This window comes from Bradyrhizobium sp. WSM2254, from assembly GCF_000472645.1.
In the GTDB taxonomy this organism is placed as follows: domain Bacteria; phylum Pseudomonadota; class Alphaproteobacteria; order Rhizobiales; family Xanthobacteraceae; genus Bradyrhizobium; species Bradyrhizobium niftali.
Genome location: NZ_AXAB01000041.1, coordinates 21293 through 43480, shown reverse-complemented (window position 1 = coordinate 43480; position 22188 = coordinate 21293). Strand labels below are relative to the sequence as shown.

At 64.6% G+C, this 22188-nt stretch carries 19 protein-coding genes; 7 read left to right on the top strand and 12 right to left on the bottom strand.

Annotated elements, in window-relative coordinates:
* Nucleotides 1-39: 39 nt before the first annotated feature.
* Complete coding sequence (locus tag A3M7_RS0127655) at nt 40-843, top strand: molybdopterin-synthase adenylyltransferase MoeB (protein WP_027546836.1); 804 nt, start codon at nt 40-42, stop codon at nt 841-843.
* Nucleotides 844-919: 76 nt separating this feature from the next.
* Here A3M7_RS0127655 and A3M7_RS0127650 read toward each other — a convergent pair whose 3' ends face one another.
* On the bottom strand, nt 920-1921 hold the full coding sequence (locus tag A3M7_RS0127650; protein ID WP_027546835.1) for a D-glycerate dehydrogenase: 1002 nt from the start codon (nt 1919-1921) through the stop codon (nt 920-922).
* 328 nt (nt 1922-2249) lie between these two features.
* Here A3M7_RS0127650 and A3M7_RS0127645 point away from each other — a divergent pair, with 328 nt between their 5' ends.
* Complete coding sequence (locus A3M7_RS0127645) at nt 2250-2780, top strand: SH3 domain-containing protein (RefSeq protein ID WP_027546834.1); 531 nt, start codon at nt 2250-2252, stop codon at nt 2778-2780.
* Between the two features lie 139 nt (nt 2781-2919).
* Here the strand turns inward: A3M7_RS0127645 and irrA are convergent, their stop codons facing one another.
* Entirely contained in the window at nt 2920-3411 is a 492-nt protein-coding gene (gene irrA, locus A3M7_RS0127640) for an iron response transcriptional regulator IrrA (protein WP_027546833.1), read from the bottom strand.
* A 351-nt stretch (nt 3412-3762) separates the two neighbouring features.
* On the opposite strand from irrA, the gene fabA reads away from it, so the two are divergent.
* The 4 genes from fabA to A3M7_RS0127620 all read left to right on the top strand — a co-directional run bounded on the left by fabA (nt 3763) and on the right by A3M7_RS0127620 (nt 8616).
* A complete protein-coding gene (fabA, locus tag A3M7_RS0127635; RefSeq protein ID WP_027546832.1) occupies nt 3763-4284 on the top strand; it encodes a 3-hydroxyacyl-[acyl-carrier-protein] dehydratase FabA in 522 nt (173 codons plus the stop codon).
* 40 nt (nt 4285-4324) lie between these two features.
* On the top strand, nt 4325-5548 hold the full coding sequence (fabB, locus tag A3M7_RS0127630) for a beta-ketoacyl-ACP synthase I (protein ID WP_027546831.1): 1224 nt from the start codon (nt 4325-4327) through the stop codon (nt 5546-5548).
* A 136-nt stretch (nt 5549-5684) separates the two neighbouring features.
* Nucleotides 5685-6482, top strand: a complete 798-nt coding sequence (gene fabI / locus A3M7_RS0127625; RefSeq protein WP_027546830.1) for an enoyl-ACP reductase FabI — start codon at nt 5685-5687, stop codon at nt 6480-6482.
* Nucleotides 6483-6630: 148 nt separating this feature from the next.
* Nucleotides 6631-8616, top strand: a complete 1986-nt coding sequence (locus A3M7_RS0127620; RefSeq protein ID WP_027546829.1) for an autotransporter outer membrane beta-barrel domain-containing protein — start codon at nt 6631-6633, stop codon at nt 8614-8616.
* Between the two features lie 10 nt (nt 8617-8626).
* On the opposite strand, the gene A3M7_RS0127615 is transcribed toward A3M7_RS0127620, so the two are convergent.
* From A3M7_RS0127615 to A3M7_RS0127595, 5 genes are all read right to left on the bottom strand, one after another.
* A complete protein-coding gene (locus tag A3M7_RS0127615) occupies nt 8627-9223 on the bottom strand; it encodes a glutathione S-transferase family protein (protein ID WP_027546828.1) in 597 nt (198 codons plus the stop codon).
* 174 nt (nt 9224-9397) lie between these two features.
* Entirely contained in the window at nt 9398-10198 is an 801-nt protein-coding gene (locus A3M7_RS45035) for a hypothetical protein (protein ID WP_156936993.1), read from the bottom strand.
* 19 nt (nt 10199-10217) lie between these two features.
* Complete coding sequence (locus A3M7_RS0127605) at nt 10218-11054, bottom strand: hypothetical protein (RefSeq protein ID WP_027546827.1); 837 nt, start codon at nt 11052-11054, stop codon at nt 10218-10220.
* A gap of 105 nt (nt 11055-11159) precedes the next feature.
* Nucleotides 11160-11624 carry a GNAT family N-acetyltransferase gene (locus A3M7_RS0127600; protein WP_027546826.1) on the bottom strand — a complete coding sequence of 155 codons (465 nt, stop codon included), beginning with the start codon at nt 11622-11624 and terminating at the stop codon, nt 11160-11162.
* Nucleotides 11625-11631: 7 nt separating this feature from the next.
* Nucleotides 11632-12558, bottom strand: coding sequence for a hydrogen peroxide-inducible genes activator (locus A3M7_RS0127595; RefSeq protein ID WP_027546825.1), 927 nt, complete (start codon nt 12556-12558; stop codon nt 11632-11634).
* Between the two features lie 114 nt (nt 12559-12672).
* Here A3M7_RS0127595 and katG point away from each other — a divergent pair, with 114 nt between their 5' ends.
* On the top strand, nt 12673-14838 hold the full coding sequence (katG, locus tag A3M7_RS0127590; RefSeq protein ID WP_027546824.1) for a catalase/peroxidase HPI: 2166 nt from the start codon (nt 12673-12675) through the stop codon (nt 14836-14838).
* Nucleotides 14839-14949: 111 nt separating this feature from the next.
* On the opposite strand, the gene pnp is transcribed toward katG, so the two are convergent.
* From pnp to infB, 5 genes are all read right to left on the bottom strand, one after another.
* The gene (gene pnp / locus A3M7_RS0127585; protein WP_027546823.1) at nt 14950-17106 is read right to left on the bottom strand and encodes a polyribonucleotide nucleotidyltransferase; all 2157 of its coding nucleotides are present in this window, start codon (nt 17104-17106) and stop codon (nt 14950-14952) included.
* Nucleotides 17107-17484: 378 nt separating this feature from the next.
* Nucleotides 17485-17754, bottom strand: coding sequence for a 30S ribosomal protein S15 (gene rpsO / locus A3M7_RS0127580; RefSeq protein WP_027531556.1), 270 nt, complete (start codon nt 17752-17754; stop codon nt 17485-17487).
* A 2-nt stretch (nt 17755-17756) separates the two neighbouring features.
* Nucleotides 17757-18875, bottom strand: coding sequence for a tRNA pseudouridine(55) synthase TruB (gene truB, locus A3M7_RS0127575; RefSeq protein WP_027546822.1), 1119 nt, complete (start codon nt 18873-18875; stop codon nt 17757-17759).
* Entirely contained in the window at nt 18872-19306 is a 435-nt protein-coding gene (rbfA, locus tag A3M7_RS0127570; protein ID WP_027546821.1) for a 30S ribosome-binding factor RbfA, read from the bottom strand. The genes truB and rbfA overlap by 4 nt, the downstream gene beginning before the upstream one ends.
* Nucleotides 19307-19461: 155 nt before the next feature.
* Nucleotides 19462-22167, bottom strand: a complete 2706-nt coding sequence (infB, locus tag A3M7_RS0127565) for a translation initiation factor IF-2 (RefSeq protein ID WP_027546820.1) — start codon at nt 22165-22167, stop codon at nt 19462-19464.
* Nucleotides 22168-22188: the final 21 nt, after the last annotated feature.

Genomic DNA, 22188 nt, shown 5'->3' with positions numbered 1-22188 from the left:
TCCTCACGGGGAGCGGCAGCAATCTAGGAAGAGCTGAGAATGCTGAGCCCGGACGAACTCGAACGCTATGCCCGCCATATCGTGCTGCGCGACGTCGGCGGCCCGGGCCAAGCTGCGCTGAAGCGGGGCTCCGTGCTGGTGATCGGCGCCGGCGGGCTCGGCGCGCCCGCCTTGATGTATCTGGCCGCCGCCGGAATCGGTACGCTCGGCGTGGTCGATGACGACGTGGTGTCGCTGTCCAACCTCCAGCGCCAGGTGATCCATACGACGCCGGACATCGGCCGCCACAAGGTCGAGAGCGCGGCCGAGCGCATTTCCGCTCTCAATCCACATGTGCGCTTCGTCGGTCACGCCACCTGGCTCAACGCCGACAACGCGCTCAGCCTGATCGGCGACTACGACCTCGTGCTCGACGGCTCCGACAATTTCTCGACGCGCTATCTGGTCTCGGATGCCTGCTTCTTCGCCAAGAGGCCGCTGATCACCGCGGCGCTCGGCACCTTCGACGGCTCGCTCACCACCATCCGTGCGCATGAAAAGAACGAGGCTGGTGAATTCAATCCGACCTATCGCTGCCTGTTTCCGGAAGCGCCGCCGCCCGGCACGGTGCCGGCCTGCGCCGAGGCCGGTGTCATGGGCGCGCTCGCGGGCGTGCTGGGCTCGATGATGGCGCTGGAGGCGATCCGCGAGATCGTCGGTTTCGGCGACGGCCTCGTCGGCCGCCTGCTGATGATCGATGCGCGCGCGATGCGCTTCGAGACGCTGCGCTACGCGCGCGATCCGGCCAATCCGCTCAACGGCGATGGCCCTGTGTTCGAGGATCTAAGCATCCATCGCGAGTAGGCGCGTGACGGAGCGGCTGCCCACATTGCCGGGCGGAGACAGTCGCGCGCGTCTGCGAGCCCCGGCGCACAGCGCCTCAGAGCATGCTCGGCAGCACGCGATCCGGCGGCTTGTGCGCGTCGAGGAAGGTGCGGATGTTGATGATCACCTTCTCGCCCATCTCGACGCGGCCTTCGATCGTGGCCGAGCCCATGTGCGGCAGCAGCGTCACCTTGCCGGCCTTGGCAAGCCGCACCAGTTTGGGATTCACCGCGGGCTCGTGCTCGTAGACGTCGAGGCCGGCGCCGCCGATCTCGCCGGCTTCGATCAGCTTGATCAGCGTGTCCTCGTCGGTGACCTCGCCGCGCGCGGTGTTGACGATGTAGGCGTCCTTGCGGATCAGCTTCAGCCGCCGCGCGGAGAGCAGGTGATAGGTCGCCGGCGTATGCGGACAGTTCACCGAGAGGATGTCCATCCGCGCCAGCATCTGGTCGAGGCTTTCCCAATAGGTCGCGCCAAGCTCCTCGGCGATCTTCGGCGCGACGGGACGGCGGTTGTGGTAGTGGATCTGCAGGCCGAAGGCGCGGGCGCGGCGCGCCACCGCTTGGCCGATGCGGCCCATGCCGATGATGCCGAGACGCTTGCCGCCGATGCGGTGGCCGAGCATCCAGGTCGGCGACCAGCCGGCCCAGGGTTTTCCTTCCGTCATGATCGATGCGCCTTCGATCAGCCGGCGCGGCACGGCCAGGATCAGCGCCATGGTCATGTCGGCGGTGTCTTCGGTCAAAACCTTCGGCGTGTTGGTGACGGTGATGCCGCGGGCATGCGCGGCCTCGACATCGATATTGTCGACGCCGTTGCCGAAATTGGCGATCAGGCGCAGCTTGCAGTCGGGCTGGTTGACGATGTCGGCGGTGATGTGGTCGGTGACGGTCGGAACCAGCACGTCGGCGGTGCGCGCGGCTTCCGCGATCTGCTCGGGCGACATCGGCGTGTCGTCGAGATTGATCCGCGCGTCGAACAGCTCGCGCATCCGCGTCTCGATCGAATCCGGCAGCTTGCGCGTCACCACGACGAGGGGCTTTTTCTTCACCGACATGTCCTGCTCTCATGAAGCGTCGCAAGCCCGCCTCTGTCGCCAAAGGCTGGCCGTTCAGGCCTCATTAACCCGGTTGTTCGACACTGCCCTTGCCGTGTCGTCCCCGGCGTTTCCTTCAAGCTCTCCCGATATTTCCACCCGGAAAATCGGGCCAAACTGGTTGTTCAAGCGTCCGTCCTCTCTAGCAGAAGGCCGGGCCAAGACAAGAACCACGGGCCAGGCTTGGGGAACACCCGCGTGGGGCGGGTCAGGGACGACCGCGGCAGGGTTTTTTTGAATTTTGGGGTGAGGGTCCGGCTCGGCCGGCTCCTCGACAGGAGACGGGTTGATGGCGTTGGGGCGTTTTTGTTCGGTGATGGCGCTCGTTTGCACCTGGTTGAGCGCCTCGGTCGGCCCCTCGCATTCGGCGAAGGACAATACCCCCCAGAGCGCCAGCGGCCTCCCGGTGCCGCGCTATGTCAGCCTCAAGTCGGATCACGTGAACGTCCGTGCCGGTCCGACCAAGGACAATGACGTGGCCTGGGTCTATACCCGTGCCGGCCTGCCGGTCGAAATCACCGCCGAGTTCGAGAACTGGCGCCGGGTGCGCGATTCCGAAGGCGCCGAGGGCTGGGTCTATCATTCCCTGCTGTCGGGCCGCCGCACCGCGGTCGTCACCATGAAGCACAAGGACGAGCTCGCGCCGATCTACGACCGCGCCGATCCCGACAGCGCGGTTGCGGCCAAACTCCAGGCCGGTGTGGTCACCCAGGTGAAGAAGTGCAGCGCAAACTGGTGCCGCGTCACCGGTAACGGCTTTGACGGCTGGATCCAGCAGGAACGCCTCTGGGGCGTGTACTCGGACGAGCAGGTGAACTGACGTTGGTGTCGTCCCGGCGAAGGCCGGGACCCATAACCACGGGCCTGGGCCGTTTTTGAAGGCGTCAACCAGCGTGCCTCATTGAGGGATCGCGCGGTATGGGTCCCGGCCTACGCCGGGACGACGCGGGAGAAATACCTCAGCGCTTCTTGCGCAGGCGCACGACCATGTCGATGCGCGAGATCTCGTAACCCTCGGGCACCTCCGGCATCTTGGACAGGGCCAGATGCGGATCCTCGATGTCGACCAGCTCATGGCTGTTCTCGAGGTAATAGTGGTGGTGGGTGGTGACGTTGGTGTCGAAATAGGTCTTGGTGCCGTCGACACTGACCTGGCGGAGCAGGCCGGCGTCGGTGAGCTGATTCAGCGTGTTGTAGACGGTCGCCAGCGACACCGGAACCTTGGCCAGCGTGGCTTCCTCGTACAGCATTTCCGCCGTAAGGTGGCGCGCACCCTTGCCGAACAGGAGCCAGCCCAGCGCCATGCGCTGGCGCGTCGGACGGAGCCCGGCGGACTGGAGCATTTCGTTAACGTCGTGCCACGGGCAGCCGGTCAAAGCCGGCTGGCGGCCGGACAGGAGGGCTGCGGCATGGACGTCATCGTCGTGATGGGGCGCGGTATTCTCGCTCATTTCCAGATTTCGGGCACGCGTGAACAGTATGTACCTGCAATATAAGAACAGATAGATGCAGATGCAAGTTTCTCGCAACTAGAGAGGTTCTAATCGGACTGGAACCGAGCGAGCAGCCCGTTATTTTACCTTCATGACAGCGCTTTGCCACCGAAATGGCCTGTGTTAGAGAGCGCGCGGTTCCGCTTAGCCGATTTTGGTGCATCCGGGCATCGAGGCCCGGTCCGCAGTCCATCCGCGGCTTGTGGGAGTTGCGCCTGACGATGGCAATTGGCGTTGCTCTCCGACCGGGACGGGGCCCATTTTCGCCAAAAAACGTCGCTCAATCGGACTTTGAACAGAGGCTCATGCATGCTGAACAGGCGCAACGGTTACGAATACGAAGATCTGCTGGCGTGTGCCCGCGGCGAGATGTTCGGCCCGGGCAATGCCCAGCTGCCGCTGCCGCCGATGCTCATGTTCGACCGCATCACGGAAATCAACGACAATGGCGGCGAGTTCGGCAAGGGGCTGGTGCGTGCCGAGCTCGACGTGAAGCCCGACCTCTGGTTCTTCGGCTGCCATTTCAAGAACGATCCGGTGATGCCCGGCTGCCTCGGCCTCGATGCGCTGTGGCAAATGGTCGGCTTCTATCTGGGCTGGAGCGGCGGCGAAGGTCGCGGTCGCGCGCTTGGCCTGAACGAGCTGAAGTTCAGCGGCCAGGTGCTGCCCGAGGCCCGCAAGGTTGTGTACAACGTCGATATCAAGCGCGTGATGCGGGCAAAGCTCGTGCTCGGTATTGCCGACGGGTGGCTTTCGGTCGACGACCAGATTATCTATCGCGCGAAGGACCTGAAGGTCGGCCTGTTCAAGCAGGGCACGAGCCTGGGCTGAACGCATCACAAAGAAAGACAACGATTTAGGCGAGGCTGTCATGAGGCGGGTTGTGGTCACCGGGATGGGCATCGTCTCGTCCATCGGAAACAACACCCAGGAAGTGCTTGCGAGCCTTCACGAGGCGAAGTCGGGCATTTCGCGGGCTGAGAAATATGCCGAGCTCGGCTTCCGTTCGCAGGTGCAAGGTGAGCCTACGCTCGATCCTTCGACAGTGGTCGATCGCCGCGCCATGCGTTTCCTCGGCCAGGGCGCAGCGTGGAATCACGTCGCGATGGAGCAGGCGATCCAGGATTCTGGTCTGGGGCCTGACGAAGTCTCCAACATCCGCACCGGCATCATCATGGGCTCCGGCGGCCCGTCCGCCCGGACCATCGTCGAATCCGCCGACATCACCCGCACCAAGGGGCCGAAGCGCGTCGGACCGTTTGCCGTGCCGAAGGCGATGTCCTCCACGGCCTCGGCGACGCTCGCGACCTGGTTCAAGATCAAGGGCGTCAACTATTCGATCTCCTCGGCCTGCGCGACGTCGAACCACTGCGTCGGCAATGCCTATGAGACGATCCAGATCGGCAAGCAGGACGTCATCTTCGCCGGCGGCTGCGAGGAGCTCGACTGGTCGCTGTCGGTGCTGTTCGACGCCATGGGCGCGATGTCCTCGAAGTACAACGACACGCCCGCCACGGCGTCGCGTCCCTACGACGTCAACCGCGACGGCTTCGTCATCGCCGGCGGCGCCGGCGTGCTGGTGCTGGAAGAGCTCGAGCATGCCAAGGCGCGCGGCGCGCGCATCTATGGCGAGATCGTCGGTTATGGCGCGACGTCCGATGGCTACGACATGGTCGCGCCTTCCGGCGAGGGTGCCGAGCGCTGCATGCGCATGGCGATGTCGACGGTGAAGACCAAGGTCGACTACATCAATCCGCATGCGACCTCGACGCCGGCCGGCGATCCGCCGGAGATTGACGCGCTCCGTCGGGTGTTCGGAAGTGGCGAGAAGTGCCCGCCGATCTCGGCGACCAAGGCGCTGACCGGCCATTCGCTGGGCGCCACCGGCGTGCAGGAGGCGATCTACTCGCTACTGATGATGAACAACGGCTTCATCTGCGAGAGCGCGCACATCCAGGAGCTCGATCCCGTGTTTGCCGACATGCCGATCGTGCGCAAGCGCATCGACAACGTCAAGATCGGCACCGTGCTGTCGAACTCCTTCGGCTTCGGCGGCACCAACGCCACGCTGGTGTTCAGCCGGCTGGATGTGTGACGTTACTATCGGCGACTGGTGATTGTTTCGTCATGGCCGGGCTTGTCCCGGCCATCCACGTCTTGGCCTGAGGCTCGGAAGAACGTGGATGCCCGGGACGAGCCCGGGCATGACGAAGAGCGGAGAATGGTGGGCAATGGAAGGTTTGATGAAGGGCAAGCGCGGTCTGATCATGGGCATCGCCAATGATCATTCGATCGCGTGGGGCATGGCGAAGACGCTGCATGCCCACGGCGCCGAGCTTGCCTTCACCTTCCAGGGCGATGCCTTGGGCAAGCGCGTCAAGCCGCTGGCGGAGCAGCTTGGTGTGGATCTGGTGCTGCCGTGCGACGTCGAGGACATCGCCAGCGTCGATGCCACCTTCGCCGCGCTCCGCGAAAAGTGGGGCCGGCTCGATTTCGTGATCCATGCGATCGGCTTCGCCGACAAGAACGAGCTGAAGGGCCGCTACGCCGACACCAGCCGCGAGAATTTTTCGCGCACCATGGTGATCTCCTGCTTCTCGTTCACGGAGGTCGCAAAACGCGCCGCCGAGCTGATGACGGAGGGCGGCAGCATGATCACGCTGACCTTCGGCGCCTCGGAGCGCGCGATGCCGAACTACAACGTGATGGGCGTGGCCAAGGCGGCGCTGGAAGCCTCCGTGCGCTACCTCGCCTCCGATTTCGGACCGCGCGGCATCCGCGTCAACGCGATCTCCGCCGGTCCCATCCGCACGCTCGCCGGCTCCGGCATCGGTGAGGCGCGCGCGATGTTTGCCTTCATGCAAAAACATTCGCCGCTCCGCCGCGGCGTCACGCTCGACGAGCTCGGCGGCTCGGCGCTCTATCTTCTGTCGGATCTCTCCGGCGGCGTGACCGGCGAGATCCATTACGTCGATTCCGGCTACAACATCGTCTTGATGCCGAGGCCGGACGATCTGAAGCCGGAATAAAACGTCCGCAGGCCGCTTGAGGCCGCGACGTTTCCTCGTATCCCCCACGATCATGGGGCAGACTCTCCCATAAGATGGTGTTTCCTCTGCCCGGTGGCGCCGCGCGAATGGCGCGTCCCGCGGTTCGGGAGGAACGATCTTGCCGAGAGTGCATGCGATCTGTCGCGCAGGCGCGCTGGCGGCCGCCATGGGCGTCGCGTTGGTCTGCGGCAACTCCCGTGCCCTGGCGCAGTCGGCGATCTGGGATTCGACGCTCTCCAACACGAACTGGTACGTACCGACCGCGCAGCTGCTGGCCTACGCCGCGCCGAAGACCGGCTTCTCCAATCCAATCCCGATCGGCGACCAGACGCTATGGTCGCTTGCGGCCGCGACCAACGGTGCTTTCACCGGAACGAGCGTGGCGCAACTCAAGCTTGGTCCGGCGCTTCTGACGGATACCTCGACCATCCAGGGGTTCGTCACGACCGCGGGCCAGATCACGATGCTGTTCACACCGACCGCGGGCGGCGCAGTGACCGTCGGTCTCGGCCATATGCGAACCATCAACGGCGTGACCACGATGGAAATGCAGATGATCACCGGCGACAGCCTGCTGGTGACGCATTGGGCCTATATGCTTCCTTACGATCCCGCGACCTTCACGCCGCCGGCCTCGCAGGCAGTTCCCGCGAACTCCGTCCCGCAGTGGGCCTGGACATCGGGTACGCCGTGGCGGATCGTCAGCTCCACGCTGTTCGGCACGTCCGCGCCCGGCCGCTTCGTTATCACGAATTACCAGAACGGATATTTCTGGGGCGCCGGCGTCGCGCCCGCGGGAAGCAGTGCCGCGAACTTCACACTGCTGGGGTCGGTGACGCCGGAGGGCAACGTGCTCTTCAACACGCTTTCGCGCGGCACGCTCGCCAGTCTCTATGGCGCAGCCAGCGGCGACGCTTCGGGTGCACGGATGCTCGTCAGCAGCTACGATCTCTCGGGCAATCCGACCGGCGGCGTCGCCTATCTCTCCTTGGTGCGCCCCTACGCCGAGACGCTTCAGGCGCAGAACAGCCGTGCGGGATTAGGTGCGGCCGACATGCTCTATCGCCTGTCCGCGACGTCACTCGGCTGGACCGGCAGCATGGCGACCGGGTTCACCGCGCTCGACAATCTCGGCGGCTCCGGTCTCGTCAACGCCGTCAACCAGACATTGCCTGTACTCACCGGCGCGGCATCGCAGGCGACCTATTCCACCCAGCGCATGTTCCATCAGGCGATGACGGGGCGGCTGGACGATTTGCTCGGGTTGAACGCGGGTGCAACGCCTGAGCGGAATTTTTGGATGAAGCCGCTCGGCGGCGTTGTCCGGCAGAGCAGCCTGGATGGCGTCCCCGGCTATAACGCGTCCGGCGGCGGCATTGCCGTCGGTGCGGACACGACGGTCTCGCCACGCGCAATGCTTGGCGGTGTGTTCGCCTATTCGCATCAGACGATCACCGGCAGCGAGGATCCCGTCCCGAACCGGCTCGCCATCGATTCCTATCAGGCCGGACTCTACGGCGCCTATGCGCTCGGCCATGGCGTTCAGGTCGATGGCCGGCTTGACGGCGCACTGAACGACAATGGCGAAAGCCGCTCGCTCACGTTCATCAACAGTACGGCTGCGGCCGGCTATCGGTCCTATAGCGGGCACGCTGGTGCGGGTGTTCGCAAGCTGATCCCGATCGAGCCTGGATTTGCGATCGCCCCGTCACTGCGGTTGGACTATGGACAGGTCCGTTCGCCCGCCTATCAGGAAGGTGGCGCAGGCGGCTTCAGCCTCAACGTGGATTCGCAAACCTATCGCGAATTGACGCTGACGGCAGGGCTGAAGGGTGCCTACAGGATCGCGCAGCACGTCTATCTTACCGGCGATGTCGGCGTCGGCTACAACGCGCTGAATCAGGGACTTCAGATCAAGTCAGCGTTTGCCGGCGGCGGCGATACGTTCGTCACGAGCGGCCTTGCCCTGTCGCCGTGGATCTACTCGACCGCGCTGGGCCTCGTCGCGGCCGACAACAGTCGTTTCGATCTTGGCCTCCGCTACGGCCTCTCGGCGACATCCTCCGGATTGCTTCAGCAGTCCGGGCTCGCCGTTCTCAAGATCAGACTGTAAGCGAGCTGCTTCACCCGGCCGCGATCTTCTCCGCGCGCTGGAACGCCGGCCGCGCCATGCAGCGCGCCAGATAGGCATCGAAGGCGGGGCGCGACGGCACCATCTTGAACCGGCGCACCGCGAAATTCAGGCCAGAGCCGATCGTGATGTCGGCAGCCGAAAAATCCTCGCCGAGAATCCACGGCCCCTTGGCGAGCGCAGCTTCCAGCACGTCGAACACCTGCGTCGCGCTGCCCCACGCCGCCGTCGAGGTCGGGATCTCGAGCTTGGTGAAGATCTGGATGATGGCGGGCTCAATGCAGCCCGGCGAGAAGAACAGCCATTGCAGATAGCGCGCGCGGCGCGGATCGGTCACGGCGGGCGCAAGCTTCGTCTCGGGATAGCGGTCGGCGATGTAGGCGCAGATCGCCGCGGCCTCGCCGAGCGAAGCGTCTCCGTCGCTGAGCGCCGGCACCTTGCCCATCGGATTGACCTTCAAATAGTCCGGCGCCTTCTGCGCACCGGTCGAAATGTCGGTCAGCACGCGCTCATAGGGCAGGCCGCTCTCTTCCATCAGCCAGAGCGTCGTGAACGAGCGCGAGCGGGGCGACCAATAGAGCTTGATCATGGGGGGAAACCTTCCATCGGCAGGAGGCGAACAGCGCGCAATTCATGGCGCGTTTGCCGTGCATTCGCAACGTACTACGCCTGGGCAAGAGACCTGCTGCGAGAACGACATGTTGGTCAACGTTAATCCTGATCACGGACCTATCGACGATCTTCGACGTGAGGGTGCGATCTGTCAGCGCTCGGGAGACCGAACCTGTCGTCGAAGCAGAGCCGGCAGGGTTTTGTCCAAGCTCTTCGTTAGCATATCCCGCACGCCGTCGCGCAGGACCGGATTTTTGGCCGCGTCCGCCGGCTTCGCCGGAAACATCGCAGCATCCAGTTTGCGATAGGGGCCACCAAGTTCGTCATGGAGAGCACGCTGCAGCGCAGAGTAGTCGTCTTCGCGCGCTGGCGCTTCACTGATGATTTCGAACGTTCGGCCGTCGTAGACGCGAACGAACATCATCGCGAAGAGAAACACGCGCGCATCGAGATGGTGCGAGATGCCGATGCCAAATTCCCGCTGAGTGCCACCATGCCTGAGCACAGTAACATAGCGCTCGCAGCGGGTGCGGCCGGCGAGGTATTGAACAAATCGTAGGACGTTCCCGTCGGAATCGCGAAAGACCGATCGCTGCCGACGACCTTCGTCGAGTTCCTGCCGCGTGTACGGAATTCCCCTGACAGAGCTGCCCGGGGCGGCAGCGCGGACCCGCGAGACGACAAGTTCATCGAGTCCCCAAGCGGCGACGGATGTTTGCGCATACGTATTGAGAAACTTGAGTGCCCCGTATTTTTCGACCCAGAAAAGATCGCCGGCAAATGAGATCACGCCGATCTGGCACGGGCCGCTTTCTACGGGTTTGGCCGGTGCAACAGTTGCGGGTTTCCTGGCGGCAGGCTTGGCCACCTCCGGATTTGGCGCAGGCTGCACTTGCCCACCTGTCGGCGACAACAGCGCATATGAGACCAATGCGGCGGCAAGCAGGTTCATCGTCACACGTCACCGCGCCTCACTGCGCGAAATAGGGCGGCAAGGTCTTGTCCAGCCGCTCCGTCAGGAAATCGCGAATGCTGTCGCGCAGGGTCGTGTTGCTGGCGGAGTCGACCGCCGTGGCCGGAAACAGGGAGTTGTCTACTTTGCGCAGATGTTCGTCTTGCACCAAGTTGTCAGCCATATGCTTCATGACGCCTTCCAACGTCACGCCAGGCCCCTTCTTGATTTCAAAGGTCTGGCCGTCGAGCACGGTCACGCCGACATAGACGTAAAGATACGAATAGCTGATGATACCTACACCACGATTGAGAATGCCCAGTCCCCGGAGCGGCTGATTGGTCCCCGGCAGCATCCCCTCGCCGCGCGTGACGACGACATATCGTTCGCAGCCAGCATTGCCCGCGATCTGACGGACCAGGTTCGACAGCTCTTCGCGGTCATTGCGAAACAGGCTGGGCTTCGGGTGATAATAGGTGTCGAACGCGCCTTTGGCGTAGGCGATTCGCCGGAGCGGCGTGGCGCCCGCCGCCGCACGCACACGTGCGAAAACAAGATCGTCAAGGCCCCAGGAAACCGGCACTTCCGCATATTCGTTGCCGAACACCGTTAGGCCGATCTTCTCGACGACGAACGGGTCCTGCGTCGCCGCGATCACACCGATGCCGCAAGGACCGGCAGTCGTCTGTTCCGCGGGTTTGGCCGGCGCTGCTTTCGGCTTCGCGGCCTTCTTGGCCGCCGGCTTTGCCGGTGTCGCAGTTTGAGCGGGAAGTGCGGTGGTTGCGGGAGGGGTTTGCGCAGCTGCCGGAGCGAGCAAGGTCAGCAGGGCGACGACCGAGACAGCAATTCGAACCATGGATTCCAGAAGATCAGAAGCAGGAGAATGTCAGCAGGAGAATGTCGGACACGCCACACTAGGTCGGGATTGTGACAACCGCAAGCTGCGGCCGGTGGTCACTGCCTATCCGGCAGATTGCTGCCGCTTCCACCGGTAATACTTCATCACGAACCCGTTCGACGGTTCAACCTCTTCCTTCTCGAACACAAAACCCTCGCGCTCGTACCAGCGCCAGGCCTTTTCGTTCTCGCGCACACAGCGCAGGTACATCTCGTCGGGCATTTGCGTGCGTGTGAAGGCGAGCAATTGCCGTCCGAGCGATTGGCCCTGGTAGGCGGGCCCGACGAAAAGCATGTCGAGATAGCGTTTTGGCAGATGCAGCGCCAGCATGGCGGCGATCGTGCCGTTGTCGTCGGCGACGAACAGGCTCCAGCCGTTCTCGATCTCGCGCCTGATGCGTGCGCGCAGGTTTGCAAGCAGGAATTCACTCGCCTCGGCGAGGCCGGTCGAGACCCAGCTTTCCATCCAGACGCGGCCGATCTCGTCATATTCGTCGGCGCGGGCGGGGCGGATGACGGGATGCAACATCGAGGCTTCAGGCCCGCTGATTGCGCACGGATGGCCGTGTCCGCACCTTGCCGGCCGACAGGCACACCACCTCGGAAATCTGGAGCAGCTGCCGTGCCAGCGGGCTGGTCTTGCGCCAGACCATGCCGATGGTGCGCGAGGGCTGCGGGTCGCGAAAACGCGTCAGCGAGACCGAGGCCGATCGCGTCTCCACCGGCACCGCCATCTCCGGGATCAAGGTGACGCCGATGCCGGCGCTGACCATCTGGACCAGCGTCGACAGCGAATTCGCATCCAGCATCTCGCGCGGCGGCGCCGACTGCATGTTGCAGAACGACAGCGCCTGGTCGCGGAAGCAGTGTCCCTCCTCGAGCAGCAGCAGCCGCATCTCCCGCATCATCTCGCGCGAGGGGGCGGGCGTTCCCTCATCCGCGCCCGGCCGCACCAGCAGGAATTTTTCCTCGAACAGGGCGACCTCGGTGAGCGAGGACTCGGACACCGGCAGCGCGACGATGGCGGTGTCGAGCCGGCCTTCGACCAGTTCCTGGATCAGCCGCGGCGTCATCGTCTCGCGCACGCGGATGTCGAGTTCCGGATGCATCCGTGTGAGATTCTTGGTGATCTTGGGCAGCAGGTAGGGCGCGATCGTCGGGATCATGCCGATGCGCAGGCGGCCGGCGAAGCGGTCCTGCGACGCCCGCGCGAAATCGCCGAGCTCATCGACCGAGCGGAGGATGTCGCGGACGCGCGGTGCGAGCTCTTCGCCGAACCGCGTCAGCGCGACCTGCCGGGCGGTACGCTCCAGCAGCAGGCCGCCGAGCGCCTCCTCCAGTTCCTTGATCTGCATCGACAGGGCCGGCTGCGAGATCGAGCTCGCCTCCGCCGCGCGCCCGAAATGCCCGTGACGCGCCAGCGCGTCGAAATACCGGAGCTGGCGCATCGTCACGTTGACCATCAGAAAATCCTATCGCAGCGATCACTAAAGTCAACTTCCCCTGATGGAATGCGGGGCTTAGAGTGGTTCTACCTGGTCAAAGGCGCGAGTTCGACGCCACCAGAGGAGGTATTCATGGACGACACTTCGAAGTGCCCGTTTTCGGGTGGAAAACGCGCGCCGGCAAACCGCGACTGGTGGCCGACCCAGCTCAGCATCGAGATGCTGCACAAGAATTCCGGCCTGTCCGACCCGATGGGCAAGGAATTCGACTACGCCAAGGAATTCAAGACGCTCGACCTGAACGCGGTCGTCAAGGACCTGACCGCCTTGATGACGGACTCGCAGGAGTGGTGGCCCGCCGACTTCGGTCATTATGGCGGCCTGATGATCCGCATGGCCTGGCACAGCGCGGGCACCTACCGCATCTCCGACGGGCGCGGTGGCGCCGGGGCCGGTCAGCAGCGCTTCGCGCCGCTCAACAGCTGGCCTGACAACGCCAATCTCGACAAGGCACGCCGGCTGCTCTGGCCGATCAAGCAGAAATACGGCCGCAAGATCTCCTGGGCCGATTTGATGGTGCTCGCCGGCAACGTCGCGCTGGAGTCGATGGGCTTCAAGACCTTCGGCTTCGCCGGCGGTCGCGCCGACGTCTGGGAGCCGGAAGAGCTCTATTGGGGTCCGGAAGGCACCTGGCTGGGCGATGAGCGCTACAGCGGCGAACGCCAGCTCGCCGAGCCGCTCGGCGCGGTGCAGATGGGCCTCATCTACGTCAATCCGGAAGGCCCGAACGGCAAGCCGGATCCGATCGCCGCGGCCAAGGACATCCGCGAGACCTTCTTCCGCATGGCGATGAACGACGAGGAAACCGTCGCGCTGATCGCCGGCGGTCATACCTTCGGCAAGACCCATGGTGCGGGCGATCCGTCGCTGGTCGGACCGGAGCCGGAAGCCGGCGCGCTCGAGGATCAGGGCCTCGGCTGGAAGAGCAAGCACGCTTCGGGCCTGGCGGGCGATTCCATCACCAGCGGTCTCGAGGTGACATGGACGACGACGCCGACGAAGTGGAGCAACAACTTCTTCGAGAACCTGTTCAAGTACGAATGGGAGCTGACGAAGAGCCCGGGCGGTGCGAACCAGTGGACGGCCAAGGGTGCCGAGGCGATCATTCCCGACGCCTTCGACAAGTCCAAGAAGCATCGGCCGACGATGCTGACCACCGACCTCTCGCTGCGCCTCGATCCGGCCTATGAGAAGATCTCGCGGCGTTTCCTCGAGAACCCCGACCAGTTCGCGGACGCATTCGCCCGCGCCTGGTTCAAGCTCACCCACCGCGACATGGGTCCGATCCAGCGCTATCTCGGCCCGCTGGTGCCGAAGGAGACGCTGATCTGGCAGGATCCGATCCCGGCCGTGAATCACGAGCTGGTCAGCGATCAGGACATCGCTGCGCTGAAGACCAAGATCCTGGCCTCGGGCCTCTCGGTGCCGGAGCTGGTCTCGACGGCGTGGGCGTCGGCCTCGACGTTCCGCGGCTCGGACAAGCGCGGCGGCGCCAACGGCGCGCGCATCCGCCTCAGCCCCCAGAAGGACTGGGAGGTGAACCAGCCGGCTCAGCTCTCGAAGGTCCTCGGCAAGCTCGAAGCGATCCAGAAGGAGTTCAACGCCTCGGCCGGTGCGAGGAAGGTCTCGCTCGCCGACCTGATCGTCCTCGGCGGCACCGCCGCGGTCGAGAAAGCCGCGAAGGATGCCGGCGTCGACGTCAAGGTCGCGTTCACGCCGGGCCGCATGGATGCCTCGCAGGAGCAGACCGACGTGGCGTCTTTCGCGCCGCTGGAGCCGCGGGCCGATGGCTTCCGCAACTACACCAGGAAGAAGCATCAGTTCCTGCAGCAGGAAGAAGCGCTCGTCGATCGCGCGCAGCTTCTGAAGCTCACCGGACCTGAGTTGACCGTGCTGGTCGGCGGTCTGCGCGTGCTCGGCGCCAATGCGAACGGTTCGAAGCACGGCGTTCTCACCGCGAAGGTGGGCACGCTGAGCAACGACTTCTTCGTCAACCTGCTCGACATGAGCGCGCAGTGGACGCCGGCGGCCGACGGCACCTACGAGGCTCGCGACCGCAAGACCAACGCGGTGAAGGGGACCGGCACGCGCGCCGATCTCATCTTCGGCGCGCACTCGCAGCTTCGCGCCTACGCCGAGGTCTATGCCACGTCGGACTCCAAGGAGCAGTTCGTCAAGGACTTCGCCAAGGCCTGGACCAAGGTGATGAACCTCGACCGGTTCGACATCGCGGCGTGAGGTGCTTCCCCTCTCCCGCTTGCGGGAGAGGGCGCGCTTTCGCCCGGAGCGAACCCAAACAAAAAGGGCGGCCGCGAGGCCGCCCTTCGTGTTTCTGATGTGCGGAGCGATTTACTCGCCGGCCGCTTCGCGCGGGGCCTTCTCGCCCTCGCCGCCCTTGCCTTCGAGGTCTTCGCCGGTGGTCTGGTCGACGACCTTCATCGAGAGGCGGGTCTTGCCGCGATCGTCGAAGCCGAGCAGCTTGACCTTGACCTTGTCGCCTTCCTTGACGACGTCGGAGGTCTTCTGCACGCGCGCCGAAGCGAGCTGGCTGATGTGAACGAGGCCGTCCTTGGAGCCGAAGAAGTTCACGAAGGCGCCGAACTCCATCACCTTGACGACGGTGCCGTCATAGATCTGGCCGACTTCGGGATCGGACGCGATCGACTTGATCCACTTGATCGCGGCCTTCATCGCCTCGCCGTCGGAGGAGGCGACCTTCACGGTGCCGTCGTCCTCGATGTTGACCTTGGCGCCGGTCTTCTCGACGATCTCGCGGATCACCTTGCCGCCGGTGCCGATCACTTCGCGGATCTTGTCGGTGGCGATCTTGAAGGTCTCGATGCGCGGCGCGTATTCGCCGAGCTCGGCGCGGGCGTTGGTGAGCGCCTTGGCCATCTCGCTGAGGATGTGGATACGACCATCCTTGGCCTGGCCGAGCGCGACCTTCATGATCTCCTCGGTGATGCCCTCGATCTTGATGTCCATCTGGAGCGAGGTGATGCCCGATTCCGTGCCGGCGACCTTGAAGTCCATGTCGCCGAGATGATCCTCGTCACCGAGGATGTCGGAGAGAACCGCAAAGCGCTTGTCTTCGAGGATCAGGCCCATCGCGATGCCCGCGGTCGGCCGCTTCAACGGCACGCCGGCGTCCATCAGTGCGAGCGAGGCGCCGCAGACCGAAGCCATCGACGAGGAGCCGTTGGATTCGGTGATCTCGGAGACCACGCGGATCGTGTACGGGAACTCGTGATGCGGCGGCAGCACCGGATGGATCGCGCGCCAGGCCAGCTTGCCGTGGCCGATCTCGCGGCGCTTGGTGCCGCCGAGGCGACCGGTCTCACCGACCGAGTAGGGAGGGAAGTTGTAGTGCAGCAGGAACGTCTCTTTGTACGTTCCCGACAGCGCGTCGATGTACTGCTCGTCCTCGCCGGTGCCGAGCGTGGTCACGACCAGGCCCTGGGTCTCGCCGCGGGTGAACAGCGCCGAGCCGTGGGCGCGGGGCAGCACGCCGACTTCGGCGATGATGTTGCGCACGGTCTTGGAGTCACGGCCGTCGATGCGCTTGCCGGTGTCGAGGATGTTCCAGCGAACGATCTTGGCCTCGAGCTCCTTGAACACCGCGCCGATGCGCAGCTTGTCGTATTTCGGCTCCTGCCCTTCGGGGAAATAATGGGCGATCACCTTTTCCTTGACCTTGCCGACCGCGGCGTAGCGATCCTGCTTGACCGGAATGGCGTAGGCAGCGCGCAGTTCCTGCTCGACGAGGCCGAGCATTTCCTTCTCGAGCGCGGCATTGTCGATGACGGTGACTTCGCGCGGCTCCTTGGCGGCCTTCTCGGCGAGCTCGATGATCGCGTTGATCACCGGCTGGAAGTGGCGGTGACCGAACATCACCGCGCCGAGCATGATGTCTTCGTTCAGCTCCTTGGCTTCCGATTCCACCATCAGCACGGCGTCGGCGGTGCCGGCGACGACGAGGTCGAGCTGGGTGTCGACCATCTCGTCGAGCGTCGGGTTGAGCACGTATTCGTCATTGACGAAGCCAACGCGCGCCGCGCCGATCGGACCCTTGAAGGGAGCGCCGGACAGGGTCAGCGCAGCCGACGATGCCACCAGCGCGACGATGTCGGGATCGTTCTCCATGTCGTGCGACAGCACGGTGGCGATCACCTGGGTCTCGTTGCGCCAGCCATCGACGAACAGCGGACGGATCGGACGGTCGATCAGACGCGAGACCAGCGTCTCCTTCTCGGTCGGACGGCCCTCGCGCTTGAAATAGCCGCCGGGAATGCGGCCCGCGGCGTAGGTCTTCTCCTGGTAGTCGACGGTCAGCGGCAGGAAGTCGACGCCTTCGCGCGGCGCCTTCGCCGCGACGACGGTGGCGAGCACCACGGTCTCGCCATAGGTGGCGACGACGGCGCCGTCGGCCTGGCGTGCGATCTTGCCGGTTTCGAGCTTGAGAGGGCGTCCACCCCAGTCGATCTCGACTGAATGCTTATTGAACATAGAGGTCTTCTTTCATGGTTTCTCGAAAGAAGGGACGGCTCGAAAAACAAAAACCATGTCAAGATTGCAGGACGCTGATCGGAGCGAATGATCAGCGTCCTGCGATCCTGCCATGGTTTTTGGAATTCGGATGGCGTCCATCCTTTCGGGTCATACGGGCGCCTTGCCCGTTGTGCCCAGCCGCCGGATTGCTGCTGGACTGTCAGTCGGCACGCGCGCGAACACCGAACCGCGGTTTTCGCTCATCGTGCCCCCGGATGCGAAGCAGCCTTGGCCCGCACCGGACGTACGCGTGAGGCTCGATCAAAAACCTTAAAATAAGCGCTTTCGCTCGAAATCACGCGCAAAAACGCGCGCCGGTGGCGCGCGCAAGAACTCTTAACGACGAATGTTGTGCTTCTCGAGCAGCGCCTTGTAGCGCGCCTCGTCCCTCTTCTTGAGGTAGTCGAGGAGCGAACGGCGAGTCGAGACCAGCTTCAAGAGGCCACGACGCGAATGGTTGTCCTTCACGTGGGTCTTGAAATGGTTGGTCAGGTTGTTGATGCGTTCCGACAGGATCGCGACCTGAACCTCCGGCGAGCCGGTGTCGCCAACCTTGTTGGCATTCGTCTTGATGACTTCCGCTTTGCGTTCTGCGGCAATCGACATCGTCAATTTCTCTCGTTGCGACCGGTTGAGGCAGTCAAGCCGGTCAGGTTGAACACACGCTTGGGGATGATTTCGCCGTTGCCGACTTCAGCAAGCGCCAAAAGACGGCCTGCTACCGTGACATAGACTGTGCCGCTACTTGTGGGCGCATCCCGTCCGCGCAACAAAACGGCCTGGCCCCGATGGAGCCTTGCCGCATCAGCCCGAGTGACGGCCAGTGCCGGGATGTCGTCCAGCGCGGTCTCAACGGGCATCAGCGCGTCGGCGAGGCTTCCCTCGCCGGACGCGGCTCTATCGCACAAAGCCTCCAGCTGATCCAGCGGAATCATGTCATTTTCGCCAAACGGGCCGACCAGGGTCCGGCGCAGCGCGCAAATATGACCGAAAGTGCCGAGAATCCGGCCCATATCGCGGGCGAGGGCCCGGACATAGGTGCCCTTGCCGCACTCGGCCTCGAACACGGCCCGGTCGCTATCCGGTTGATCCACAAGGGTTAATTGGTGAATTTCGACCGGGCGGGGAGCCAGCTCCACGATCTCGCCGTCGCGGGCGAGGTCATAGGCGCGCTCGCCCTGGACCTTGATCGCGGAATAACGCGGCGGGATCTGCTCGATCACCCCGGTGAAGCGGGGCAAGAGCGCCAGGATGGCCTCCCGGGTCGGGCGCTGGTCGGAGGTCGCGGTGACCCGGCCCTCGATGTCGTCGGTGTCGCGCTCCTCGCCCCAGCACACGGTGAACCGGTAGCGCTTGCGGCCGTCCATGACGAAGGGAACCGTCTTGGTGGCTTCGCCGAGCGCGATCGGCAGGCCGCCGGACGCGAGCGGATCGAGCGTGCCGGCGTGGCCGGCGCGCTTGGCGTTGAACAGGCGCTTGAGCACGGCGACGGCCTGCGTCGAGGTCATGCCGATCGGCTTGTCGAGCACGACCCACCCATGGACGTCGCGGCGGTCGCGGCGAACCTGGTTGCCCTTCTGCTGCCTGGCGCGGGGATCGTTGTTGACGCGGCGCGGCTCCTGGTGCGGCTGAGAATTGCCGCCCATGTCCGCAAAATTATTTTTCTGCACGTCGCGCTGATCGGCGTCTTCACCGCCGATCGTGCCGTGAGCCGGGTCCATCGTCATTGCTCTTCTTCCCGATCCGAATCCGGATCCTGTTCCAGGTCCTTCTGCACCGCAGGTGTTCGCAAAAGCTTCTCGATCCGTTCCGCTTCGTCGAATCGCTCGTCGACGCGGAAGCGAACATCAGGTGCAAATTTCAGGTTAACGCGCCGCGCGACTTCGCCGCGCAGGAACTTCTTGTTGCGTTCGAGCGCAGCAATGACGAGCTCGGTGTCGTGGCCACCGAGCGGCATCACGTAGATTGTCGCGAGCTTCAGGTCGGGCGACATCCGCACCTCCGGCACGGTGATGATGTGACCTTCGAGGTCCGCATCATGCACGTTGCCTTGCGCCAGAATCTCGGCCATCGCATGGCGGACCTGTTCGCCGACGCGCAACTGGCGTTGCGAGCCTCCGCCTGGCGCGGAACTCTTCTTTTGATGGTGGCGGGGCATGGTCTGGAAATCACCTCGTCATGCCCGTGTTTGGGACACGAGCATTGTCATTTGTCCTGTTGAAACGAAGAGGCGTGGATGGCCGGAAAAATCCGGCCATCTCACTCCCGCTATTTCAGTTCAAAAAGATCCGGGCGCTTCGGTAAGATTTGGACTTACAGGGAGCGCTGGATCGTCTCCACGCGATAACACTCGATCACGTCACCGGCACGCATGTCGTGATAGTTCTCGAAGGCCATGCCGCATTCCTGACCGGACTGGACTTCCTTCACTTCGTCCTTGAAGCGCTTCAGCGTCGACAGCTTGCCTTCGTGCACGACGACGTTGTCGCGGATCAGGCGCACATTGGCGCCGCGTTCCACGGTGCCGTCGGTGACGCGGCAGCCGGCGACCTTGCCGACCTTGGAGATGTTGAAGATCTCCAGGATCGCGGCGTTGCCGAGCATGGTTTCGCGCAAGGTCGGCGCGAGCAGGCCGCTCATCGCCTTCTTCACGTCGTCCACGAGGTCGTAGATGATGTTGTAGTAGCGGATCTCGATGCCGTTGCGCTTGGCGGCCGCAGCGGCTTCCTTGTTGGCACGAACCGAGAAGCCGATGATCGCGGCGTTGAAGCCTTCCGCGAGCGTCACGTCCGACTCCGAAATACCGCCGACGCCGGCATGCAGGATGCGGGCGGCGACTTCGTCGGTGCCGAGCTTCTCCAGCGAGCCGAGGATCGCTTCCAGCGAGCCCTGCACGTCGGCCTTGATGATCAGCGGGAATTCCTTGCGGCCCGCCGTCTTCAGCTGCGACATCATCTGCTCGAGCGAGCCGCGCATGCCGGAGATCGAGGCTGCCGCGTTCTCGCGCTTCTGGTGCGCGCGGTAGCTCGTGACCTGGCGGGCGCGGGCTTCGTTCTCGACGACGGCGAGGCGATCGCCGGCTTCCGGCGGACCGTTGAAGCCGAGCACCTCGACCGGCACCGACGGACCCGCTTCCTGCACCGTCTCGCCCTGGTCCGAGATCAGCGCGCGAACGCGGCCCATCTCGGCGCCGGCAACGATGATGTCGCCGACACGGAGCGTGCCGCGCTGGACCAGCACGGTCGCGACCGGACCACGGCCGCGGTCGAGCTTGGCCTCGATCACGGTGCCTTCGGCCGGGCGCTCCGAATTGGTCTTCAGGTCGAGGATGTCGGCCTGCAGCGCGATCATCTCGAGCAGCTTGTCGAGATTGGTCTTGTTCTTGGCGGACACCTCGACGTCGACGACGTCGCCGCCGAAGGATTCCACCTGCACTTCGTGCTGGAGCAGCTCGGTGCGCACGCGCTCGGGCCTGGCATCGGGCTTGTCGATCTTGTTGATGGCAACGATGATCGGCACCCGCGCCGCCTTGGCGTGGTTGATGGCTTCGACGGTCTGCGGCATCACGCCGTCATCGGCAGCGACCACCAGCACGACGATGTCGGTGACCTTGGCGCCGCGGGCGCGCATCGCGGTGAACGCGGCGTGGCCGGGCGTGTCGATGAAGGTGATCTTCTTGCCGCTTTCGGGCGACACCACCTGATAGGCGCCGATATGCTGGGTGATGCCGCCGGCTTCGCCGGAGACCACGTTGGCGTGACGGAGCGCGTCGAGCAGCGAGGTCTTGCCGTGGTCGACGTGACCCATCACGGTCACCACGGGCGAACGCGTCTCGGTGTCGGTGGAATCGTCGACCTGGTCGAACAGACCCTCTTCGACGTCCGACGCGGCGACGCGCTTGACGGTGTGACCGAGCTCTTCGGCGATCAGCTGCGCGGTGTCGGCGTCGATTACGTCGGTGATCTTGTGCATCGCGCCCTGCTTCATCAGCATGCGGATGACGTCGACCGCGCGCTCGGCCATGCGGTTGGCGAGCTCCTGGATCGTGATCGCTTCCGGAATGACCACCTCGCGGATGAGCTTTTCCTTCGGCTCGTTCGAGGCGTGGCCCTTCAGACGCTGGGTGCGGCGGCGGAACGAGGCGATCGAGCGCTCGCGCACCTCGTCGGCGTTGAGCGCGGTGACGACGGTGAGGCGGCCGCGCTCCTTCTGCGGGCCGGGCTTGTGCGTGGTCTTGGGCGGGGGCGCGGGACGCGCGGCGCCGCCGGGACCGCGACGGATCTGGCGCGGTGCCTCGTCCTCATCCGGTTCGGCCGCAACTGCGGGGCCGCGACCTGCCGGTACACCGGGACGCTGCGCGGTTGTCGTTGCAGGACGCGCCGTCGTTGTTCCCGGGCGGGTCGTCGTGGTTCCGGGCCGGGCCACGGGGGCGCCGGGCCGCGGCGCAGGCGCGGCCGGTGCCGCGGTCGCGGGACGCGCGGCCGATGCCGGCTGCTCGCCTTCGCCAAAGCGCTTCTTGGCCTCGGTCTCGGCCTTCCGCTTGGCTTCGTCCTCGTGGCGATGGCGCTCGTCCTCGGCCTTGCGGCGGGCTTCGGCGGCTTCGCGCTCGGCGCGTTCGGCGGCCTCGCGGACAGCGCGGCGCTGGGCCTCTTCCTCGGCCTGGCGGCGTTCCTCGACTTCGCGCAGCTTGGCGTCGGCCAGCGCGCTGGCACGGGCCGAACGCTCGTCCTCGGTCAAGGTACGCAGCACCACGCCGGAACCGGCGTTGCGCGGCTGGGCGGGCGGAGCGGGGCGCGACGGAGCGGGCGCGGCCGGTGCCGGCTTTGCAACAACCGTGGGAGCCTGCGGCTCGGGGCTGCCGTCGATACGGCGCTTGCCGCGCTTCTCGACCACGACCTGCTTGCTGCGGCCATGGCTGAAGCTCTGGCGCACAGTGCCCGTTTCGACGCGCGGCTTGAGCGTTAGCGTCTTGCTCGGAACGCTCAGCTTCTTGTCGTCAGGGGTCTTGGTATCAACCATTCAGCAGTCCTAATCCTGATC